The 18,410-nt window shown below is 37.2% G+C and carries 21 protein-coding genes; 5 read left to right on the top strand and 16 right to left on the bottom strand.

Going from position 1 to position 18,410, the window contains the following annotated elements:
- Nucleotides 1-20: 20 nt before the first annotated feature.
- Nucleotides 21-1,409 carry a DUF4832 domain-containing protein gene (locus B4Z90_RS11340; protein ID WP_201639625.1) on the bottom strand — a complete coding sequence of 463 codons (1,389 nt, stop codon included), beginning with the start codon at nt 1,407-1,409 and terminating at the stop codon, nt 21-23.
- An 873-nt stretch (nt 1,410-2,282) separates the two neighbouring features.
- Nucleotides 2,283-2,729, bottom strand: a complete 447-nt coding sequence (locus B4Z90_RS11335; protein WP_201639626.1) for a hypothetical protein — start codon at nt 2,727-2,729, stop codon at nt 2,283-2,285.
- Between the two features lie 166 nt (nt 2,730-2,895).
- Here B4Z90_RS11335 and B4Z90_RS11330 point away from each other — a divergent pair, with 166 nt between their 5' ends.
- From B4Z90_RS11330 to B4Z90_RS11320, 3 genes are all read left to right on the top strand, one after another.
- Nucleotides 2,896-3,456, top strand: coding sequence for a hypothetical protein (locus tag B4Z90_RS11330; RefSeq protein ID WP_286802249.1), 561 nt, complete (start codon nt 2,896-2,898; stop codon nt 3,454-3,456).
- A 181-nt stretch (nt 3,457-3,637) separates the two neighbouring features.
- Nucleotides 3,638-4,201 (top strand): hypothetical protein, encoded by a 564-nt coding sequence (locus tag B4Z90_RS11325; RefSeq protein WP_286802247.1) that lies wholly within the window; start codon nt 3,638-3,640, stop codon nt 4,199-4,201.
- A 4-nt stretch (nt 4,202-4,205) separates the two neighbouring features.
- A complete protein-coding gene (locus tag B4Z90_RS11320) occupies nt 4,206-4,739 on the top strand; it encodes an STM3941 family protein (protein ID WP_286802246.1) in 534 nt (177 codons plus the stop codon).
- A 120-nt stretch (nt 4,740-4,859) separates the two neighbouring features.
- Here B4Z90_RS11320 and B4Z90_RS11315 read toward each other — a convergent pair whose 3' ends face one another.
- The 13 genes from B4Z90_RS11315 to B4Z90_RS11255 form a co-directional block, all read right to left on the bottom strand.
- Nucleotides 4,860-5,102, bottom strand: coding sequence for a DUF7683 domain-containing protein (locus B4Z90_RS11315; RefSeq protein ID WP_286802244.1), 243 nt, complete (start codon nt 5,100-5,102; stop codon nt 4,860-4,862).
- Nucleotides 5,103-5,262: 160 nt separating this feature from the next.
- A complete protein-coding gene (locus tag B4Z90_RS11310; RefSeq protein WP_286802242.1) occupies nt 5,263-5,673 on the bottom strand; it encodes a hypothetical protein in 411 nt (136 codons plus the stop codon).
- Nucleotides 5,674-5,861: 188 nt separating this feature from the next.
- Nucleotides 5,862-6,131 (bottom strand): hypothetical protein, encoded by a 270-nt coding sequence (locus tag B4Z90_RS11305; RefSeq protein ID WP_286802239.1) that lies wholly within the window; start codon nt 6,129-6,131, stop codon nt 5,862-5,864.
- 412 nt (nt 6,132-6,543) lie between these two features.
- Entirely contained in the window at nt 6,544-7,302 is a 759-nt protein-coding gene (locus B4Z90_RS11300) for an NADAR family protein (RefSeq protein ID WP_286802238.1), read from the bottom strand.
- Nucleotides 7,303-7,920: 618 nt separating this feature from the next.
- Entirely contained in the window at nt 7,921-8,394 is a 474-nt protein-coding gene (locus tag B4Z90_RS11295) for a hypothetical protein (RefSeq protein WP_236586113.1), read from the bottom strand.
- 43 nt (nt 8,395-8,437) lie between these two features.
- Nucleotides 8,438-8,848 (bottom strand): Dabb family protein, encoded by a 411-nt coding sequence (locus B4Z90_RS11290; protein ID WP_070565284.1) that lies wholly within the window; start codon nt 8,846-8,848, stop codon nt 8,438-8,440.
- Between the two features lie 11 nt (nt 8,849-8,859).
- The gene (locus tag B4Z90_RS11285) at nt 8,860-10,185 is read right to left on the bottom strand and encodes a hypothetical protein (RefSeq protein WP_286802236.1); all 1,326 of its coding nucleotides are present in this window, start codon (nt 10,183-10,185) and stop codon (nt 8,860-8,862) included.
- 87 nt (nt 10,186-10,272) lie between these two features.
- Complete coding sequence (locus tag B4Z90_RS11280) at nt 10,273-11,652, bottom strand: sensor histidine kinase (protein WP_201639632.1); 1,380 nt, start codon at nt 11,650-11,652, stop codon at nt 10,273-10,275.
- Nucleotides 11,649-12,338: a response regulator transcription factor gene (locus B4Z90_RS11275; protein WP_286802235.1), complete on the bottom strand. Its 690-nt coding sequence runs from the start codon at nt 12,336-12,338 to the stop codon at nt 11,649-11,651. Before B4Z90_RS11275 ends, B4Z90_RS11280 begins: the two co-directional genes overlap by 4 nt.
- A gap of 199 nt (nt 12,339-12,537) precedes the next feature.
- Nucleotides 12,538-13,248: a hypothetical protein gene (locus B4Z90_RS11270; protein ID WP_070565276.1), complete on the bottom strand. Its 711-nt coding sequence runs from the start codon at nt 13,246-13,248 to the stop codon at nt 12,538-12,540.
- Nucleotides 13,249-13,600: 352 nt separating this feature from the next.
- Nucleotides 13,601-14,023 (bottom strand): hypothetical protein, encoded by a 423-nt coding sequence (locus B4Z90_RS11265; protein ID WP_070565274.1) that lies wholly within the window; start codon nt 14,021-14,023, stop codon nt 13,601-13,603.
- A gap of 62 nt (nt 14,024-14,085) precedes the next feature.
- Nucleotides 14,086-14,649, bottom strand: coding sequence for a suppressor of fused domain protein (locus B4Z90_RS11260; protein WP_286752570.1), 564 nt, complete (start codon nt 14,647-14,649; stop codon nt 14,086-14,088).
- Nucleotides 14,650-15,168: 519 nt separating this feature from the next.
- Nucleotides 15,169-15,462, bottom strand: coding sequence for a hypothetical protein (locus B4Z90_RS11255; protein ID WP_286802234.1), 294 nt, complete (start codon nt 15,460-15,462; stop codon nt 15,169-15,171).
- A 341-nt stretch (nt 15,463-15,803) separates the two neighbouring features.
- Between B4Z90_RS11255 and B4Z90_RS11250 the strand changes: the two genes are divergently transcribed.
- Nucleotides 15,804-16,145 (top strand): hypothetical protein, encoded by a 342-nt coding sequence (locus B4Z90_RS11250; protein ID WP_286709354.1) that lies wholly within the window; start codon nt 15,804-15,806, stop codon nt 16,143-16,145.
- Between the two features lie 628 nt (nt 16,146-16,773).
- Nucleotides 16,774-17,355 (top strand): hypothetical protein, encoded by a 582-nt coding sequence (locus B4Z90_RS11245; RefSeq protein WP_139144965.1) that lies wholly within the window; start codon nt 16,774-16,776, stop codon nt 17,353-17,355.
- Between the two features lie 80 nt (nt 17,356-17,435).
- Here the strand turns inward: B4Z90_RS11245 and B4Z90_RS11240 are convergent, their stop codons facing one another.
- On the bottom strand, nt 17,436-17,882 hold the full coding sequence (locus tag B4Z90_RS11240; protein WP_139144964.1) for a nuclear transport factor 2 family protein: 447 nt from the start codon (nt 17,880-17,882) through the stop codon (nt 17,436-17,438).
- Nucleotides 17,883-18,410 lie beyond the last annotated feature (528 nt).

Below are 18,410 nucleotides of genomic sequence, written 5' to 3'. Positions count from 1 at the left end.
TTAATTGTTTATAAAATTTTCTATTTTACCTGCAATGCCGAAAGCTTTGTCCAACCCTGAGCCGTCAAATCTCCATCAAGGGCAAGTTGAATTGCCGGCTTATTTTCCTTGGTTGTATCAACAATGGCGACTGCCCAGCTATATATTCCTGCAGGTAGATCTACTTTTGCATTTATTTTATAACTTGCAGCAGCACCTTTCAACCAAGCAGACGGTTCACTCTGAAGATCTACAAAAATCTTTCTAACATTCCCTTTGGCATCTAACAGTGCAAAAGCAACTTTATATTTGTAGTTCCATTGTGGAATATTATTAGGAAAATAGCCCCAGCCCATATTCTGCCAACGATGGGAGATTTGCGCTATCTTTCCCGACTTGATATCTTGAGGGAGATTGATTTGGTCTGGATATACACGGTACCCCCCTTCTGTAATAAACCGTTGAACCAGATCAAAGGACTTAAACCAGGATTCAGTTTCTCCCCCCGCTCTAAAGTCCATCATATTGACATGGGCTTCGGCCGACAGGTCGAACTCTCCTTTTCTAACATCCTCATCATGACCTTCTCTATATTTTCCACTCGGGTCTATCCAATAACGGTGCTTACCTGGAGCAATAATCCAGCCCCCTTCCATAATGATAGGACGCTTAAAATTCCATTTCCTGGCAAAATCCTTTTCCCAATTCTGGTAATAGCCAGTCATGCCAAAAGCATCTTGGCGCAAGCTATAACCTTTATCAATAGCTTTATCCAACAAGCGTTCACTGTTCGGGTTGACTGCTCCCCAACTTTCGGGATGACCTACAAGACGATGGTAGTTGATAACCAAAGGAACTTTTGTGAATGTGTTGGCATATAAACTGGTCACCCAGTCCAAGGTTTCTTCCTTTATTTTTTCAGTACTTTCGGGCGTTGCCATTTTGGGATCTTCATAGACAACATAATGTGCTTCACCCCATTTTCCTAAGCCATAGGCATCAATAAAAGAGGTCTTTTCAGGATCATTAAATTCCTTGGCCAAAGCTGTGATAAATTTGGTGTAGTATTTTCTAAATACCGTATCCTGAGGATAAGGGGTTTGTCTATCGGGATGATTTTTATTTTCCAAATAATATTTGGCTCCAAGGTCGAACACAAATTTGGGTGTATTTTGCCCCTGGTCGCGGCCATCTACCACTATACGGAGCGCTATGGGCAACCCTCTCTTTTGCGCGCCTTTTAAGAGCTTTCCTATTCTGGAATTTGGATCATCCCAGGCATAAACGCCTTCACTGGGATTCAGAGAAGACCAGCTCGTGCGTACATAGCATGCCGAAGCATAATCGATGACCTTTACCTTTTTACCCAATGCTGGCACAAAATATTCGATATCCCAATACGAATCGTCGGCATTACGGGGAGCATACATTACCCAACCATTTAAAGGGTTGCGCAAGACTGAATGTCCATCGTATTTTGGCTTTAATAAGATATACCCCGAGTTGCCGGCACCGCCTTGGGCTTTATTTTTTTGAGAGAAGCCAAGCGACGCGCAAGTACAAAATAAGAGGATAAAAACACTTTTGATTATCCTATTTGATATTATCTGTCTGTTTATTATTTCGTATCTGAACATATTTTTTAAGTCTATTGCTTGTTAGTTTTTGGATTTCCGTTTTATCAGCCCCCTTCTTATAGTTTATAATTTATTGGTGTGTTCAAATCAAATTGATTTATTGGGATGCATTACAAAAATAGCTATGTCAGGCTACCGCTATGGTATTGGTTTGTTCAGAAATGGTTCGTTTTTGTACAAAAATTGGATGTCGATGTCTTTCTTCATTTGTGATAGAGCTTTCCTGAGCGCTTCAATTTTTGCACAGGATAATATCTACTTTCTGCTTAATTTCAAACTATAGCACAATCTGCCTTACCGCTGAAGCTTTTCCAAAAAAAATCCAATCCAAAAAATAAAACTATTTTCAAATAGCCGTTGTTCTTACTGTACAAAACGTCTACAAGCTGCCTTTCGAAAGAAAGGTTCAACATAAAAATTGGCGTCGTACAGTGAAAATCCAATAGTCTTTAAAAACATTGGATGACGAAACAAAAAAGAGGAAACGATAGGAAACATAAAAAATTACTGTACAACTAAACGCTAAGAGAAAGGGTCTGATAAGAATCAGACCCTTTTGACGTAAAAAAGCCAAATCTTGCGACGTGGCTTCGAACTAAATTTAAACATATGATTCACTAGTGCTTTACTTGTAACTTAGTTTCGCAACGCACTAGTTGTTAGATATTATTTGTACGAATTGATCGATTTGGATACTTTCCAGTCATTGCCTACACGTTCCAAGGCAACTAAATCTGTCTTGGTGAAATCCTCAAATTTCAAGGTTAATTTAGCGACCATATAGTCTGCCGATTCTTCTAAGATGTCTGTGCTTACTGTACAGTTTAGTTTCTCGCCTTTTTGCTTTTTCAAGGATTTAACGACTTCGCTACGGCTGTTAGACTGCGCATTGGAAGCTTGGATCTTTTGATTGAAATCAGCTGCGAACAACTGCTCTACTCCTGCTGATTCGCCCTCCGTAGTGACCGCAACATAGTGATCAAGTGCCAAGTCTGCTGCGGAAAGGTTAACGTTTGCTTTTGTTGCTTTTGCTCCAGGTCCATCAGCTGCTATAGCGAAAGTTGATACTGCGATTAAAGCTGCTGCTGCGAATGTTTTTACTAGCGTTCTCATAATGTCTTTATTTTATTATGTTAGTTTTTTGTTCTTATTTGTTGACTCAAAATTACAACACAATAGGCCCCTAGCCTACCGGCTTTAGACCAACGATCAGGAAAACTCGGTGAATGGGGGAAATGGGGAGGTAAATATTTTCTTATCTTTAAGAAAATATGCTAATATGGTTGACTTAACACGTAGAGAGGTACTTGCGTATCATTTAAGACATTTAGCTGTCGGACTTATCAGCAATGATGACTTTGAGGAAGAGATAATAGACAATGTATCCTTTGGTTGTCTTCCTGAATATTATTATTCTTCAAAACAAGCCAAATTTGATGATCCTATCATAAGACCAATGCTCGAATTAAGCTGGTGTTTATATAGCGATTTAGAAAATCATAAATTTACTGGTAAAAACCAGCTTTCTGATAAAGAGCTGAAAGACATTGCTCGGTTTATTTTATTCCTACATTCGGATTTTGAGTACGAGTGGCCTTACTTTGATCGTATAAATCCGCTATTTAGGTTTTCATTTAAAGACTTGTTATTTACTGCTCTCACTTTGGGACAACATTATGGCGTAAAACTAAATGAGCAGAAACAGCAGTTTGAAGAATTTATGCATACAGGAGATCATGAGCTATGGCCTTTTATCAGCAAAGAACAGTATGAACAGCAATTGAGAAAGCAACCATTTTTAAGAGGCATAAATTCAATAAAATCCAACTCAGGGTGCTGATAGAAATACGTCGAATAATGACACTTCCACCAAAAAAATCAAATAATTGAATTTATCGTATTGTTTTAAATAGCGTAGTTCATTATTTTTAGGGAAATACAAAATTTAACAAAGACCATATAAACGAGATATCAAAACACGGGTATCAGAAAAACACTTTAACCTTTAAATTATAATAACTATGGGAATGACCCAAATCGACCTACGTGTATCTGAATTAATCCACATGAAAAAACTAATATTTACTATCCTTTTCGTACCATTATTTTCACTAGGTTATGCCCAGACTACAGTTCAGATCTCAACGACATCAAAAGGAGCACCTATTATGTTTGTTGATAGTGTCCAGATAAGCCAAGCAGACCTGCAAAAATTGAATCCTAACGACATAGCTTCAGTCAAAGTATATAAAGATAGTCAAGCATTTAAACACATTGACAGTAATGCAAATGGAGCCCTCTACGTTGAAACAAAGCAATTCTGCAGAAAACGCTTTCTTAACTACTTCAAATCTAAATCATCAGCGTTCAAGCATCTATTGGAGTCCAAGGGCAGCGATGACGGCTTTCACTACATCCTTCATGGAAAATTACTTAATAAAGGCTATGAGGAAAAGCTCGCTGCTATTAATGACAAGTTTTTTAAATCCATAACAATCATTGAAAAAAAGGAACTTGTGGACAGATATGGTGCTACGGACAAGAATTTCGGAATATTAATTGTTTCGGATGAGCCAGAAATTTAAAATAATGGAAAATAAAACCGAGCATATAATTCGCTTGTATAGCAGCAAAAAGAAAACAGTGTTAATGCTAATTGGCTCGCTACTGTTTGTCGCAGGTGGTATTTTCTTTGTAATGCATCCGGAGAGTTTTGACGGTGAACCTCTAATAACGAGGATGATCGGTATCCTATGTATTTTATTTTTTGGTTTCGCCGCCATCGTATTCGTCCGATATTTGATTTCAAACTTGCTACTTCTTGAGATTACGGATCAGGGGCTACATATCGGCGATATACACAAAACTTTTATCGAATGGCAAGATATCAGTGGGTTTAAGGAAATAGCAATCTATTCAACCCCTATTATCATTATCCTAATTAAAAATAGTAAGGCAGTGATAGACGACGAGCCCAATATGATCAAAAAGAAAATGATGCAGTTTAATATGAATTATGGTTCGCCATACAACCTTAGCAGCGGCAATATGGCTATAAGGCATAAGGAGCTATTCAGACTCTTGAATGAAAAACTCATAAAATATTCGAATAACAACGAGTAACAAAACCGGATATTTCTCCGCTAAGGCAAAAAGCAAAGCCATTTCAAAAACTGTCAATTTGTTAATTACAATCCTTTTTTACTAAAAGCTGATATTTCTATTTGTAAAGTCTCATAATTATCAAGCCTGAAAACAATCAATTTGATATATATATTTATCAAATTCGAATTCAATGTCTACATATTTTTTTAGAATCTCAGATTCCGCTATATTAATATCATACGGATTGTACATTAAAGGATCTTCAATTGGAGGTCTAAAAGTCTCCTTCAAAATAGCTAAAGGTATAAAGTCTATATTAAATTCACCAATAAGCCTCTCATCTCTTCTATCAAACCAACTAATAATACGCTCTATTTTCATAAAAAATCATCTTTATCATATTGCGCATAAGTTTGGTTATAAACGCTGAATACTTTTAAAATGGTTCGTGGAAAATATCTGTTCATTGCTTCAAAAGAGTCAACAAAAACACCTACTTGCTTAAATACAGTAATCATAGATCCTGGATGTTTTATACACATCATTCACAAACTCGATTGTCTAAACTATGAACATTTCCTACACTATCCGTATAAAATTTTAGTGAAACACGGCTAGCATCAAAAACTGTTCTATTAGTGAAAATATATGTACTTCTGGGTTTCAATGAAAAAGAATTCATTTTACCAAACCGAAATGACTCATCTACCCTGTTTTTATTATAAATATCTTTTAAATCTACAGTCTTTTGATGTCTTACATTACCCTTCAATAAAAAGTAATACGAAGTATCGTTTTCTTCTATTTCAAAACGTACAATGTCTCCTTCTTTTGATACTATTTTTTTTTCATTCAGATTAATGCAAATATTATTTCCAGCACAACCTACCATTGAATAAGCTATCATCACTAAATATAGAAAGAACACATCATTATTTATTTTCATCATCATTTTTATTAACTCCAATGCTCATTTGGCAACAATCCCCTAGATTACTTACAATATCAAAAAGAATCTTTACAATAGAAATTATAACCTATACTTCCCTTGGTTAATATCCTTTTCAAAAATTTCCAAATTTGATTTTGCACGAGTTGATCCAAGTTCAGCCCCTCTTTTATATAATTCGTAACTCATCTTTAAATCTTGCCGAATCCCTTCGCCTCTTTCATAAAATCCGCCAGGTTATTATAAGCCTCTGCATAGCCACCAGTAGCGGACTTTGTATACCAATAGATACATTTCTTTGGATTGTATAATGGGTTATTAACACCTAAAAAACTAATTGAATCAAACTGTTGCGCATAATCATATTGACCTTCCGGATTACCGCTATAAGCGCTTTTTTTTAGGTGATCAAATGCCAGCCAATATAATTTGTGCTTTTCAAAGTTCTTGTCCTTTCTCAAAATCTATGGTTTATTTCTTATTTCCCAATAAGGGATTTCTATTTTAAGCCAACACAATTTATAAAAAAAATCACGCTGATAAAACTATTTCAAATTGGCTATTGTTCTTACAATACAAAAACGGCTACAAGCTACCTTTCGAAAGAAAGGTTCAACATAAAAATTGGCGTCGTACAGTGAAAATCCAATAGTCTTTAAAAACATTGGATGACGAAACAAAAAAGAGGAAACGATAGGAAACATAAAGATTACTGTACAACTAAACGCTAAGAGAAAGGGTCTGATGAGAATCAGGCCCTTTCGACGTAAAAAAGCCACATCTCCGGCGTGGCTTTAATAAATAGATGATTCACTAGTGGTTTGTCTTTCATTACTGCCAAACCACCAGTTGTAAAATTCTATTTATACGAAGTTAATAAAAATCCGTCCAAGAATATGGACGAGGATAGGTCAGTTGATATATGGTTTGTTCTCTTTTAGACAGATTATCATAATAAGCACCGAATTCACTCAAATATTCCTCACCCAATCCCATTCTCCAAAACATATCCCTACTGTCCTTATCGGAAAACTTCGACCAAGGTGCTTGCATAGCGTTTTGAAGTGCTTGAAATTGCCCAAATTGATCTAGAAAATCTCGTACTTCCATCAATGCAAAGCCCAATAAATTTTGACCACGCCAACAATAGATGTTTTCAATATCGACGTCATCTTGTGCAAGTCCAATACCCCAGATGGCATCAACGGGGCTTGCCTCAACAAGAACTCTATTTTCTGTTTTTAACAGATATTCGGCCAGCGCCCAATGTTGATTAAACTTATGGATGTTTCCGTTCTTAACGATCTCAAATTTGCGTTCATTCCAAATCTGATCATCATAGCCTACAACTTGCCTTCCCAACTCTTTGGCCTCACCCGGTTTAATACAGTTGATGATTTTCTCAAAATTCTTCTTATCATCAAAAAGCAATGCTTTTTGGGCCATCATCCAATGTTCCGCAGTCCTATAGGTAATATTATCTACTGTAAACGGACTCTCATACCATTGACTGAAAACAAATTTTCCAACTTCCTGATTTTGCTTAGCTGTATGCCCCCAAAAGAAGAGAAATTTGAAGCTATCTCCATTTTCAAATCTATCTGTTAGCCACTTGATATTATATTTTATCATATGCTCAATTCAAAATTGATCGTCTATTATCCATAGACATACAATGATACGCAAAAAATTGAAGCCACATCTCTCGATGTGACTTCACAAGATAAATTGACCATTAGGCTGCTCGATTTTTTATTACTGCTCACAGAATCTATAGTTTTTTTGATCAGAGAGCCTTTTTAGATATAATCTTCTTTCGCCATAATAGGTATCAATCCGATTAATTACAGCGATTGGGGAATCAATAGCCATCCTCCGATAGACAGTATCATTCCGCACAAAATTATGCGTATCGTTAAAAACAAGAATATCTTGTAACCCGCTATTATCTCCACAATTTTTTCCAAATGGAATTTATTAAACTGTTGTTTTTGCAAGAATAAGGAAAAAGGCTTAAGCCCAAAATAACAAGGAGAGATTTTAGTTTCATCGTAAAACTAATTTGAATACTATGGCAATAGTAAGTAATTTTGCTAAACTATTCCAATCTCCGATTTACAGAAAAGTTTTCTGAAAATGGGTTATAAAGCTTTAAACCTTTGGAATCTCATCAGAATAAGTCCTCATAAGTAACAAGAAAAATTACGGTCAATGTTGAGCCACAGGTCAGACTGCGGCACAACATACATATTAGTTATTTTTTGTCACGAAAAGATCATCAGCTCCCTCATTGATAGGGATATACAATCTTTCCCAGCTTTTTGAATGAACCATTTCCCAGCTATGCCCAGTACCTTTCAAATCTTCAGCCAAAAGAATCGTCCCAGGTTCGATTAAAAAAGTTGAACCATCGCTGACTTTAAATCTGATTTTACCTTTCAGCGTAACCACGTATTGTCTTCTTGGAGCTGGATGAGCATTTTTCTCCCATTCTTCTGTTTTATTACTTGTCCAAAATGTACTCGTATTGGCGTGTTTCAATGTTGGAATAAAGCCTTTTTGAAACGAGCAGGTTCCATCCGGGTTGTTAATCAAACGTACTGCAGGCATTTTACCTTCGGCTTCCACGTTGACCTCCTTAATTTTTCCATGACCTTCTTGCGCTTTCACAGCGTTTAAGCTTGATGCTGCCAGTACGCAAGCAATAGCTAGTTTGGATATCATTTTCATTTTGTAATGTTGAAATTATTATTTTGTTGTTTTAATTTTAGAATTCATAAACCGTGTCGTGCACCATCATCCGTTCAAAATAAGGTTTGTATTTAGCGACAAGGGCGAGGTGTCCCGGCAGTTTACCATAAGCCTCTAGTTCCTCCAATGTCGCAAATTCCATGGATGCATTGTAGGTAAACGAGTTGTCCAATACCGCTCTTGGAGAAGAAGCAGCTGGCTTGCCATAACGTACATTTTTGACATAGGGAAGCTTTTTAAGACCTTCAAAAAACTGTTTAAATTCTTCTACCTGTTCAGCAGACAAGTCAGGTTTTAGCCAAAAAAGCAAATAGTGGAAATACACTTTTTTAGTTTTCGCTTTTTTCTCTTTTGCCATCAGTGAGGTAGCCGCAAAGCTCATAACACCAGCAGTACCTAGTGTAAGGATAAAATCTTTTCTTTTCATGTTATTGCTATTTAATTAAAATCAATTCTATATTTAAGCACAAATGCCCACTTGTGATCTGTTACCACAGCTTGATCCGCAGCATTTAAATTATAGATTGGACGATTTTGCGCATCAAAAGTCAGCCGGCTGCTATTACCGTGCATCAGTAGCGAGATACCTGCATCATAAATTAAACTTTTGTCTTTCAATGCCTTGTAGTCCCCTACTTGTACAGAAACCGCTGGCTGCAGCTGTAAATTATGTTTGGATGGATTGAAATAAGGGAGTGTACCGCCGACCTGTGCGTAAAATGTATTTCCCGTGCCAGCATTTGGCAAGCTATTTCCCGCACCATTCAGGCTTGCATTGGCCGCATCGATACCTGTCGCGGGGTTGTTTGTCCCTGCAAAGCGGAGATAGTTAGGACCATAATCGCTGTGCATGGCCATACCATAGGCACTAATCGAAGTTCCATTCTCTTTATCGATTGGCGCATCATAGATGATATCCGCTGCAAAATTGCGCATATCGTCATTTTTGGTCATCTGCTGTTCATCCAGATGCCAAAGTGCATTGTGCATATACTCAAATCCAGCCCCTATGCTGAGCACATCTTTTTTACCGAGATATGTACCCGAATTGAATGGCGTTTCGTTACTTTCTTTATCGTGGAATGCGTAGCGGAAGTACCCTGACACATCTTTACGTGCTTCGTTTTTGCTAAAGGTGGCTTTATTTAATTTAGGATCAGCGCTGGCGGCGGAATATGGATCGGCAAGTACCACCCGATAGTCAAATTTTCCAAGCTGCCCTTTTGCATAGAAGCTCATTTCACGCACGACCATATCAGTCGCCCCAGTATTGGATGTCGCATACAAAGGCAAGTCGTAAAGAAGCGTATTAAGTGGTCCTGTTGTAAATCGGGAAAGACCGCGCCAAGTCGAACGGCCGCCACCGATCGCAAGTTTGGTGCTGAAACTATATTCCGCATAGGCATCCAAGAGATCCATATACGTATTAGTCTTGCTGTTGACGTTTACGTTAGTAGGACCCATCTGTAATACAAACAGTAAATTTTCGGTAGGCTTGTAGGTCATCTTTGCCCTAATACGCCGCAAAGAAAGATCAGATACATTCGAAACGGACTCGTTGTTTACCAAGCTTCCCGGATTAATCTGGCTATATCTCGCCCACAGCTCAGCGTATCCGCTGAAGCTGATATAACGTGTATGCTCCTTATTTAAGAAATGAGTAAGTTTTGGATTTCCAAAATCATTGGTTTGCGCCTCGGCGAGCTCTGCGCTACCTAGTCCCAAACTGAGGAACAATGCCAAGGTAAGCTGTTTTCTATTCATGATTCAACCTAATTTTGTTTTTTTGATAAGTCAAAATTAGGCTGAATATGGAGGTGATATTATTAGAAAACCATTAGAATTTTTAGCTTAGTCAAGCCCCTTTGGATAGGCCAGTTTAAGTTCGACTGAAAACACAGTCCCTACATGGAGAGTTGAATTAACCGCTACATTACCCTGATGCATCTCAATAATTCGCTGAACAATTGAGAGACCGATGCCATGTCCCTCTTTTGAAGGCGTACCGGCCACACGGTAAAACAAATCAAAGATATGCGGGATATCCTTGCTGTCTATTCCGATACCATGATCTATTACCTGCACCTGCGCTATGGTTTTATTTCTGGAGAGCAGTACCTGGGCATGCCGATCAGCACTATATTTACAAGCATTCTCGATCAGATTAGCAAAGGCCACTTTCAAGAGGTAGGCATTTGCAGATACCAAGATTTCCTCTTCGTCGATTGCAGCATTAGCATCAAAAGAGATGCTTACCCGATAGTCTTTATTTTTCTCTAAGACCACTAACTTTGCTTCAAGCAGTATTTCATCCAGTCTGATTTCTTCAAAATTTACCTGCGAACTATCGTAGTTTGCCCGGGCAAAATCCAGCAAGGCTGTCGAAAGTACAGTAGCCTCCTTCGCATCGAGCAATGCCCTATCAATAGAGTTAAAATACTCATCCACATTGGTATTCAGCTGCTGCGCCAATTCCAGTTCGGCGATCATAGCTGCCAAAGGTGTTCTAAACTCGTGTGAAATAATGGATACAAAATGGCGCTGGTTATTGAAAGATTTTTCCAACCGATTGAATGTATTGTTGAATGTTTCGATAAGTTCTGAGAGTTCGTCTTTTGCATTACTATAGGAGACACGTGTGCTCAAGTTATGTTCGGACACATCCTTTATCTGATGTATAATGTAATTGATTGGCTTAAGAATATAACGTGCAAATAGAAATGAAGAGAAAAAAATAAAAAATAGGGCAACGATATAAATCGTTATCAAAATATTTTTCAGCCGTTCCATATGTGCAAAACCCGTTACATCGTACGCATGTCCGATCAAGAAAAAAGGCTTACCCTCAAATTGATAGTTTAAGCCCATATACAGTTCTTTGCCTTGCTCCCATGTAAAAAAATTAGACGTTTTGACAGATTCCAATTTAACATCGGGATACGTCGGTTCGCCTATATCGGAAAAAACAACCCTATTCTGCTGATCGAAAACAGTAATCTGGGCTTCGTTGATCAACTTTTTATTTTGTTCATGAATTCTTCTTATCTGATGTTCCTGCACCTGTGCATCAAAAATAAATTCTGCGCGCCAGATGATCTTATAGCGCAACCGATCAACAAATTCTTCCTGCCGATTTAATTCCGAGAAGAAATAAACCGCATAGGCGAATAGAAACAAGATGATAGCCGAAGAGAGCGTAAATACCCAGGAAGTTCTATTGACAATCTTCATTCTTTATTGGATAAAATAAATCCATGTCCGGATTTCGTATGAATCAATTTAGGTGAAAAATCCCGGTCTATTTTTTTACGCAAATAATTGATATATACATCAATATAGTTTGTTCCGGTATCAAAGTTTTTGCTCCATACATTACGTGCTATTTCATCCTTGCTGAGCATGGTCTCCCTATGTTTCAAAAAGAAGTGGAGGAGATCAAACTCTTTGGGAGTCAACTTAATAGGTTGTCCCTGACTATGAACCTGCTTACTCCGGAGATCAACACTGATACGATCATAGGTCAGCATCCCCTGAATCTCTTCTTCACTGATTTCCCTGTGCCGCTTGAGCAAGACAGCGATACGTGCAAAAAGTTCGCGTATTTCAAAAGGTTTCACCATATAATCATCGGCTCCCGCATCAAAACCAGATATTTTTTCATCGATACTGCCCAATGCTGTGAGCATGATGATTGGGATCCTGGGGTAAGCCGCACGCATCTGTTTACTGAGCTCAATCCCATTCATTCTTGGTAACATGATGTCTATGAGAAGTAAATCATAGTCAACAGATTTGGCTTCTTTGATCGCTGATTCCGCATCACCAAAAACATTGACCAGGTAGCCCTGACTTGCTAATCCTTTTTTCACACTCGAAGCAACGCGTTCATTGTCTTCTACGACCATTATTTTCACCATTCTAGCATGCTTGTATGTATCTACTAATACTGCAGGACAAAGTTAGTTATTTTTCAAAAAGGCTGGAGAGTTCGGTTTCAACTTATTAAATGTAACAGCAGTATAATCAAAATTCTATGCCCTCCTCATAGTAGCGCAGCCTCCATGAACTTTAGACAACGGTCAGGAAAACTCGGTAAATTTACCGTTATTGCTATTGCTAAAATGGCATTGTTACCACTCGTGCATTATATTTACCTTTTTTAATCTCAAATAAAACTGCATACCCACCAGCCCCATCGCCGTTAACAGTACTGATGTATAAAATATCATTTGAGTCATCATAGTAGCATGTTGCAAACTCGTTGTTTACATTAAATAGGTTTTCAATTTCCTTTGCCGGGATCTGGATAAATCTCCCCTTTATAGTAGCTTGAATAGAGGTGTAATGGCTTGTAGGGATTTCGCCATCTGTTCCCCAGACCTGCTGCCCTCTAAATTTGTCTACAACGGTATAACCATCATATTGAGTCGATGAAAAATCACCTTTATTTTTTTCATAATCGAAACTATCGGAATTTATTTGCACGGTTATATCTTTTGCAATAAATTTTACGGTGCCTTCATCAGAAAGTACAGTAGGGATCTGCTTGTAGGATTCTATATATTTAATTCTTGAATTGTGTACATACCCAGTAATGCTCTTATTTCTTTTGTCTGTATAATCAACAATTACCCAATCGCCAAACTTTTCATCAGGAAATGCATAAACAATTTCATCAGCAGCAATTTTTGAAACAACCACGCTATTCACTGTAGCTTGTTTTCTCACATTTACATAGCCGTCTTTGTCAATGATTTTTGCAAATTGGGCCGAGGCCAACTGGCATACAGTGAGAAAAAGTAGTACTAAAAGATATCTTTGATTCATTTGGTATAAAGTTATTACTGATAATATTTTGACCCCGACTAATAAGATCTTGGACCATACGATCTTCCTTACGATGATTCATATTTACGAATATGGGTGAAAGATAATAATTTCCCTACCTTTATATCATTTGTTGATTAAAAATCTTTTAAAATAGACGCTCGGACTAGCTTTTTATGAATTTATATAATGAAAATCCTTTTACCCGTTTTCTACTGAAAACTCGCTAGCGTTAATGACTTTTTGTAGATAAATTTCATCACTAAACAATTCTAAATGCTCTTGCAACAATCATTATGTCGTTAGAAGTGGAAGCGGTTTTAATAACAGAACAGTATAACTTATTATTAACTCATTCCATAAGATTTGAAATCATATTCCTCCTCCTTAATGGATTATTTATGATTTCCTGAATGAATAATCCCCAATCCTGTTCCAAATCATTTAGATCGTCAAATGGCGCTGGATAGTTGAATTTAGGAGCAAATGGAAAAGAAAATCTAACAATTAGGTCTTCTTTATGATAAATCAGAAGCTCCATTGTATTCTCCGCTAGTGGTATCAAATTTACTTTACAATGATCTCCCACATGGAACGTTGTTGTACCAAATAAAAAATAAAGTTCATTTTTCTCTACGTACAAAGCTGTCAAAACATCTTCAATCTGTCTGTACCATCCATAAATATTGGTGACTGGCTCCAAATTTTTAAACTCTTCGCCAGATTCTAGATCAAACAGTATATCGTGTAATTCAAAATTTCGTAGTAGTTTCATAGCTATTTATTTTTTAGAAAAGTTGGTATTTTTAACTACTAAATCCCCGGAGATTATTTCATTCAAACCAACGTGTCCCTGAATGGATCTAAATAATTTAATCCTCGTTCTTCAAATATTTCCTCAAGCTTTTCGGCACCATTTTCCTTTTTAAAAGCTACCTCCTCCTCCGTAATCGGCAGCAACCAATAGAAATGGACTGACTTATTGTTATCGAGGGTAAGAATTTCGAGTTTGGGTCCGTCGAGATAAGGTAGCGAAATAAGGCCATAAGAGCAAGAAGAATCCAAGCGCCATCCTCTTCCCCAGTTAATGGTATGCCAATGGCCCAGACTCGCGCCAAATTTATGATAATGTGCTACGACTATTAATGATTCAACTAATGTTTCATCTTGCTCACTAGAAAACATATGCAGTTCGAGGGCAAATTCATCATGCAAGCCAGACATACCTATAGTCGCATAAGCCCACATGTTCCGTTCGGTTGTTGGGGGAAATTCCAGCACCCTAAAATGATCGCCTAGATCCTTATAGGGACCTTTTGGCCAAGTCAAAACGTTATATTCCTTTCCCCAATTACAGGTATAGTGTTCTAAAAGTTTCTGATAGTATAAGGCTGTATCCATTTTTTAATTTATTAAAAATAATCTACTCCTATAAAACTATTTCCATATAACTTTTGTTCTTACTATACAGAACGACAACAAGCTTCATTTCGGCAAGAACATTTAACATAAAAATTGGCGTCGTACAGTGAAAATCCAATAGTCTATAAAAACATTGGATGACGAAACAAAAAAGAGGAAACGATAGGAAACATAAAAATTACTGTACAAATAAACGCTAAGAGAAAGGGTCTGATGAGAATCAGGCCCTTTTGACGTAAAAAAGCCACATCTCCCGACGTGGCTTCGAACTAAATTTAAGCATATGATACACTAGTGCTTTACTTGTAACTTCGTTTCGCAACGCACTAGTTTTTAGATACTATTTATAAGAATTGATCGATTTGGATACTTTCCAGTCATTGCCCACACGCTCCAAAGTAATTAGATCAGTCTTGGTGAAGTTTTCAAATTTTAGAGTCACTTTAGCTACCATATAGTCTGCTGACTCTTCAAGGATATCGGTGCTTACAGTACAGTTCAGTTCAGCTTTTCGCCTTTTTGTTTTTTCAAGGATTTAACCACTTCGCTCCTACTGTGATTTTGCGTATTGGATGATTGGATCTTTTGATTGAAATCTTCGGCAAACAATTGTTCTACACCTGCTGATTCCCCCTCAGTAGTTACCGCAACATAGTGTTCTAAGGCAAAATCTGCTGTGGAAAGGTTAACGTTTGCTTTTGCTGATTTTGAACCCGGTCCTTCAGCTGCCATAGCGAAAGTAGATACTGCGATTAAAGCTGCTGCTACGAATGTTTTTACTAATGCTTTCATAATGTCTTTTTTATAGTGTTAGTATTGTTGTTCTTATTTGTTGACTCAAAACTACAACACAAGAGGTCCCTAGCCTACGGGCTTTAGACCAACATCAAAAAAAACTCGGTGAATGGTGGAAATTGGGAGGTGAAAATATGTACGGATACCAAGTCTAATTTCTGAGCGGCTTTTAGTTTCCTGGATAAACTAAATATCAACTAAGTAAGGGCGAATATTAGACCAACTCTCACGAATACGAATCGCTCATCCTAGCCAAATATCTTGTGATTACTTTTAGTATTAGATAATTAAAACATGCCCAAAAGGCATACATTATTTACAAATAAAACTTAAAAACAATGAAAAAGTTATTGATGAGTTTGCTAGCGGTAGCTGCGCTATCGACAGCAGCTTTTGCAGGCACGGACACAAAAGCTGCCAAAGAAAATGCAGAAGTAAAGACAGGTACTTCGGCAGCTGCCGAAAACACCAACAAAGTTGAAGTTGCCGAATCAACAAAAGAAAACAAAGCAACGTTTCTAAGAAAGTGTGTTTACACGCTAACGGTCTACAATACTAGTGGCCAAGTGATTGACACCTTCACTTCGCAAACCTATGTTGAAAATTCCTGTTCAGGATTCTTCGACAACTGCAGAACGATTTACAGACATATGCTTGCCCATGGTGAATTAGGAATATAGTCTGCAACTTATATTTCATTCGAATTATAAGTACTGAAACATAAGCGGGGCCTGGGCCCCGTTTTGTATTGATGTAAAGGCCGAAGGTCAGAAATAAAACATAATCAAAATCAAAAAAAAACTCCTATCGAAAGATCGATATCGCAATTATTTTTAGACTATAAATCCGAATATAAAATAGTATTATTGGATATACATTAAAATTTAAGCCATAGGGGAAGAAGCCTTTTTTTTACTGTTTTTTGCCACTGTACTGTTAACAATCCATGTCAGTTGTTCCGGTCAGCCGAGTCAACAGGACACTGCTAGTGACTCACTTAGAATTATAGCAAAGAATGCTGATAAATCCCAGGTATTCCCTAAAAGAATAACGCTTGGAAGTCCTGTTTCCAAGGAAATAGGATTATTAAAAAAAGTAGTTCTTGAGAATAAGAATGTAGATACGAAAGAAGAGTATGAAAACAGCTCATTTTCAGAGGTAAAATATTTTTTCGACCCTAAAAACTATATCATTTTAAAGGTCAACACAGACTATCCAGCAATTTTATTCGAAAAATACAATTATAATGCTAATCTTGACTTGACAAAAAACTATCATGAGTTCTATCAGCATCCAATGGTTGGTTTTATGCAAAACCATCAATTTTATGTAGGCGTAAATGCAAATACGGCTTATGAAAACCCCAGCTTATTTCCCATCAAATTTAACAGGCATAGTCATAGTCTCGTTGAAAAAATCGATGACAGACAAGTCAATAACTATCAATTATTAGATAAAGCTGCTGTTGATAGCTTGGAATTAAAATACGGTTCCAATAGAGTATATTTTCGTAACTATTGGAACTTATTAAAAGAACCCAATCCAAAAAATGAATTTTATGAAAAGGTAGTACGCTTAAAAAATTCACTTAAAGCTGCTGCTCAAAAAAAGGATATTAATCCCGAAGATATTGATTTATCCATCTCAATGGTAATCGATAAGGATGGAAAAGTTAATCAACTGGACGCTTATTTGGAATACTCAATTCCGGAGAAACAATCTATTCGCATAGAAGATGTGGTATTAAAATCCTTTTTACAATCTTTAAAGATCGATCTTATCAACAATTATTCATTTTTTATTCCAGCTCAGAATAAAGATAAAAATCAAGTGAGCGCATACTTTTTAACCCGATTAAATATTGGATTACCTTATCGAAATTTTAAATAACGAAACAAAAGGGCATAAATCCGAAAAAGCCACATCGCTCGACGTGGCTTCACAACATATATATTTATAGGGAATAAGCATTATTGGTAGGAATGAATTGACCTGGACACCTTCCAATCGCCGTTCTCGTAAACCAAAGTCACGAGGTCTGTCATGCTAAAGCTGTCAAATTTCATTGCAATTTTTGCAATCATATAATCTACTGATTTTTCTACGATCTTGATATTTACTTTGCAATTTAGCTTTTCTCCGTGTTGATTTTTCAACGATTTAATCACAGCGCTACGACCATAGGTCAATATGCTGTTAGCCTGTATCTTTTGGTTGAAATCGTCCGTAAACAACTGCTCCACGCCTACCGATTCCCCCTTGGTGGTGACTGCAAGATAGTGATCCACTGCTAAGCCTGCCGTGGAAAGGTTAATGTTTGTCTTTTCTGATTTGTCTCCCCATCTTTCAGCTGCCATGGTGAATGTGGACAAGGCGATTAAAGCTATTGCAGTGCAATTTCTTACGAATGATTTCATGATATCTTTATTTTATTGTGTTAGTTATCGTGTTTCTACTTGTGGGTCCAAAACTTCTGTTTAATATGCATTTACCCCATGGTCTTTAGACCAGTGATCGAAGAAACTCGGTGATTGTCATTTACCTACAAGAGATTTCGATCCGGAAGCATGCCGAAGAAATTTAGGACACATTTCGACAACCACATGCCAAACATTATACCAGTTGGACCAAAGCGTACACTTATGCTTTCTGGGCCTTAAAATGGCCTTTTATTAATCTTCTTTTAAAAAGCAAATGTGCGCTTGCGAACAGTTTAGAAACGTATTGTCCGCATCCGTACAATGGATAAAGCGTTAAATAGAGACCGTATCAATTACGCAAACACGGCATTTACAGAAGCAAAAAAGGAATGAGAAGGAAGGGATAACGAACATAAAAAAGCCCGAGAACAATCGGGCTTTTCCAAACGGCAAGTGCTACAATGCCATTGCTATTCGGTATAAATGGACAAACATCCTCAAATCTGTCTTACGGACAAATTCTAC

The sequence above is a fragment of the Sphingobacterium sp. UBA5639 genome (assembly GCF_002421245.1).
In the GTDB taxonomy this organism is placed as follows: Bacteria; Bacteroidota; Bacteroidia; order Sphingobacteriales; family Sphingobacteriaceae; genus Sphingobacterium; species Sphingobacterium multivorum.
This window is presented reverse-complemented; position numbering and strand designations above follow the sequence as displayed.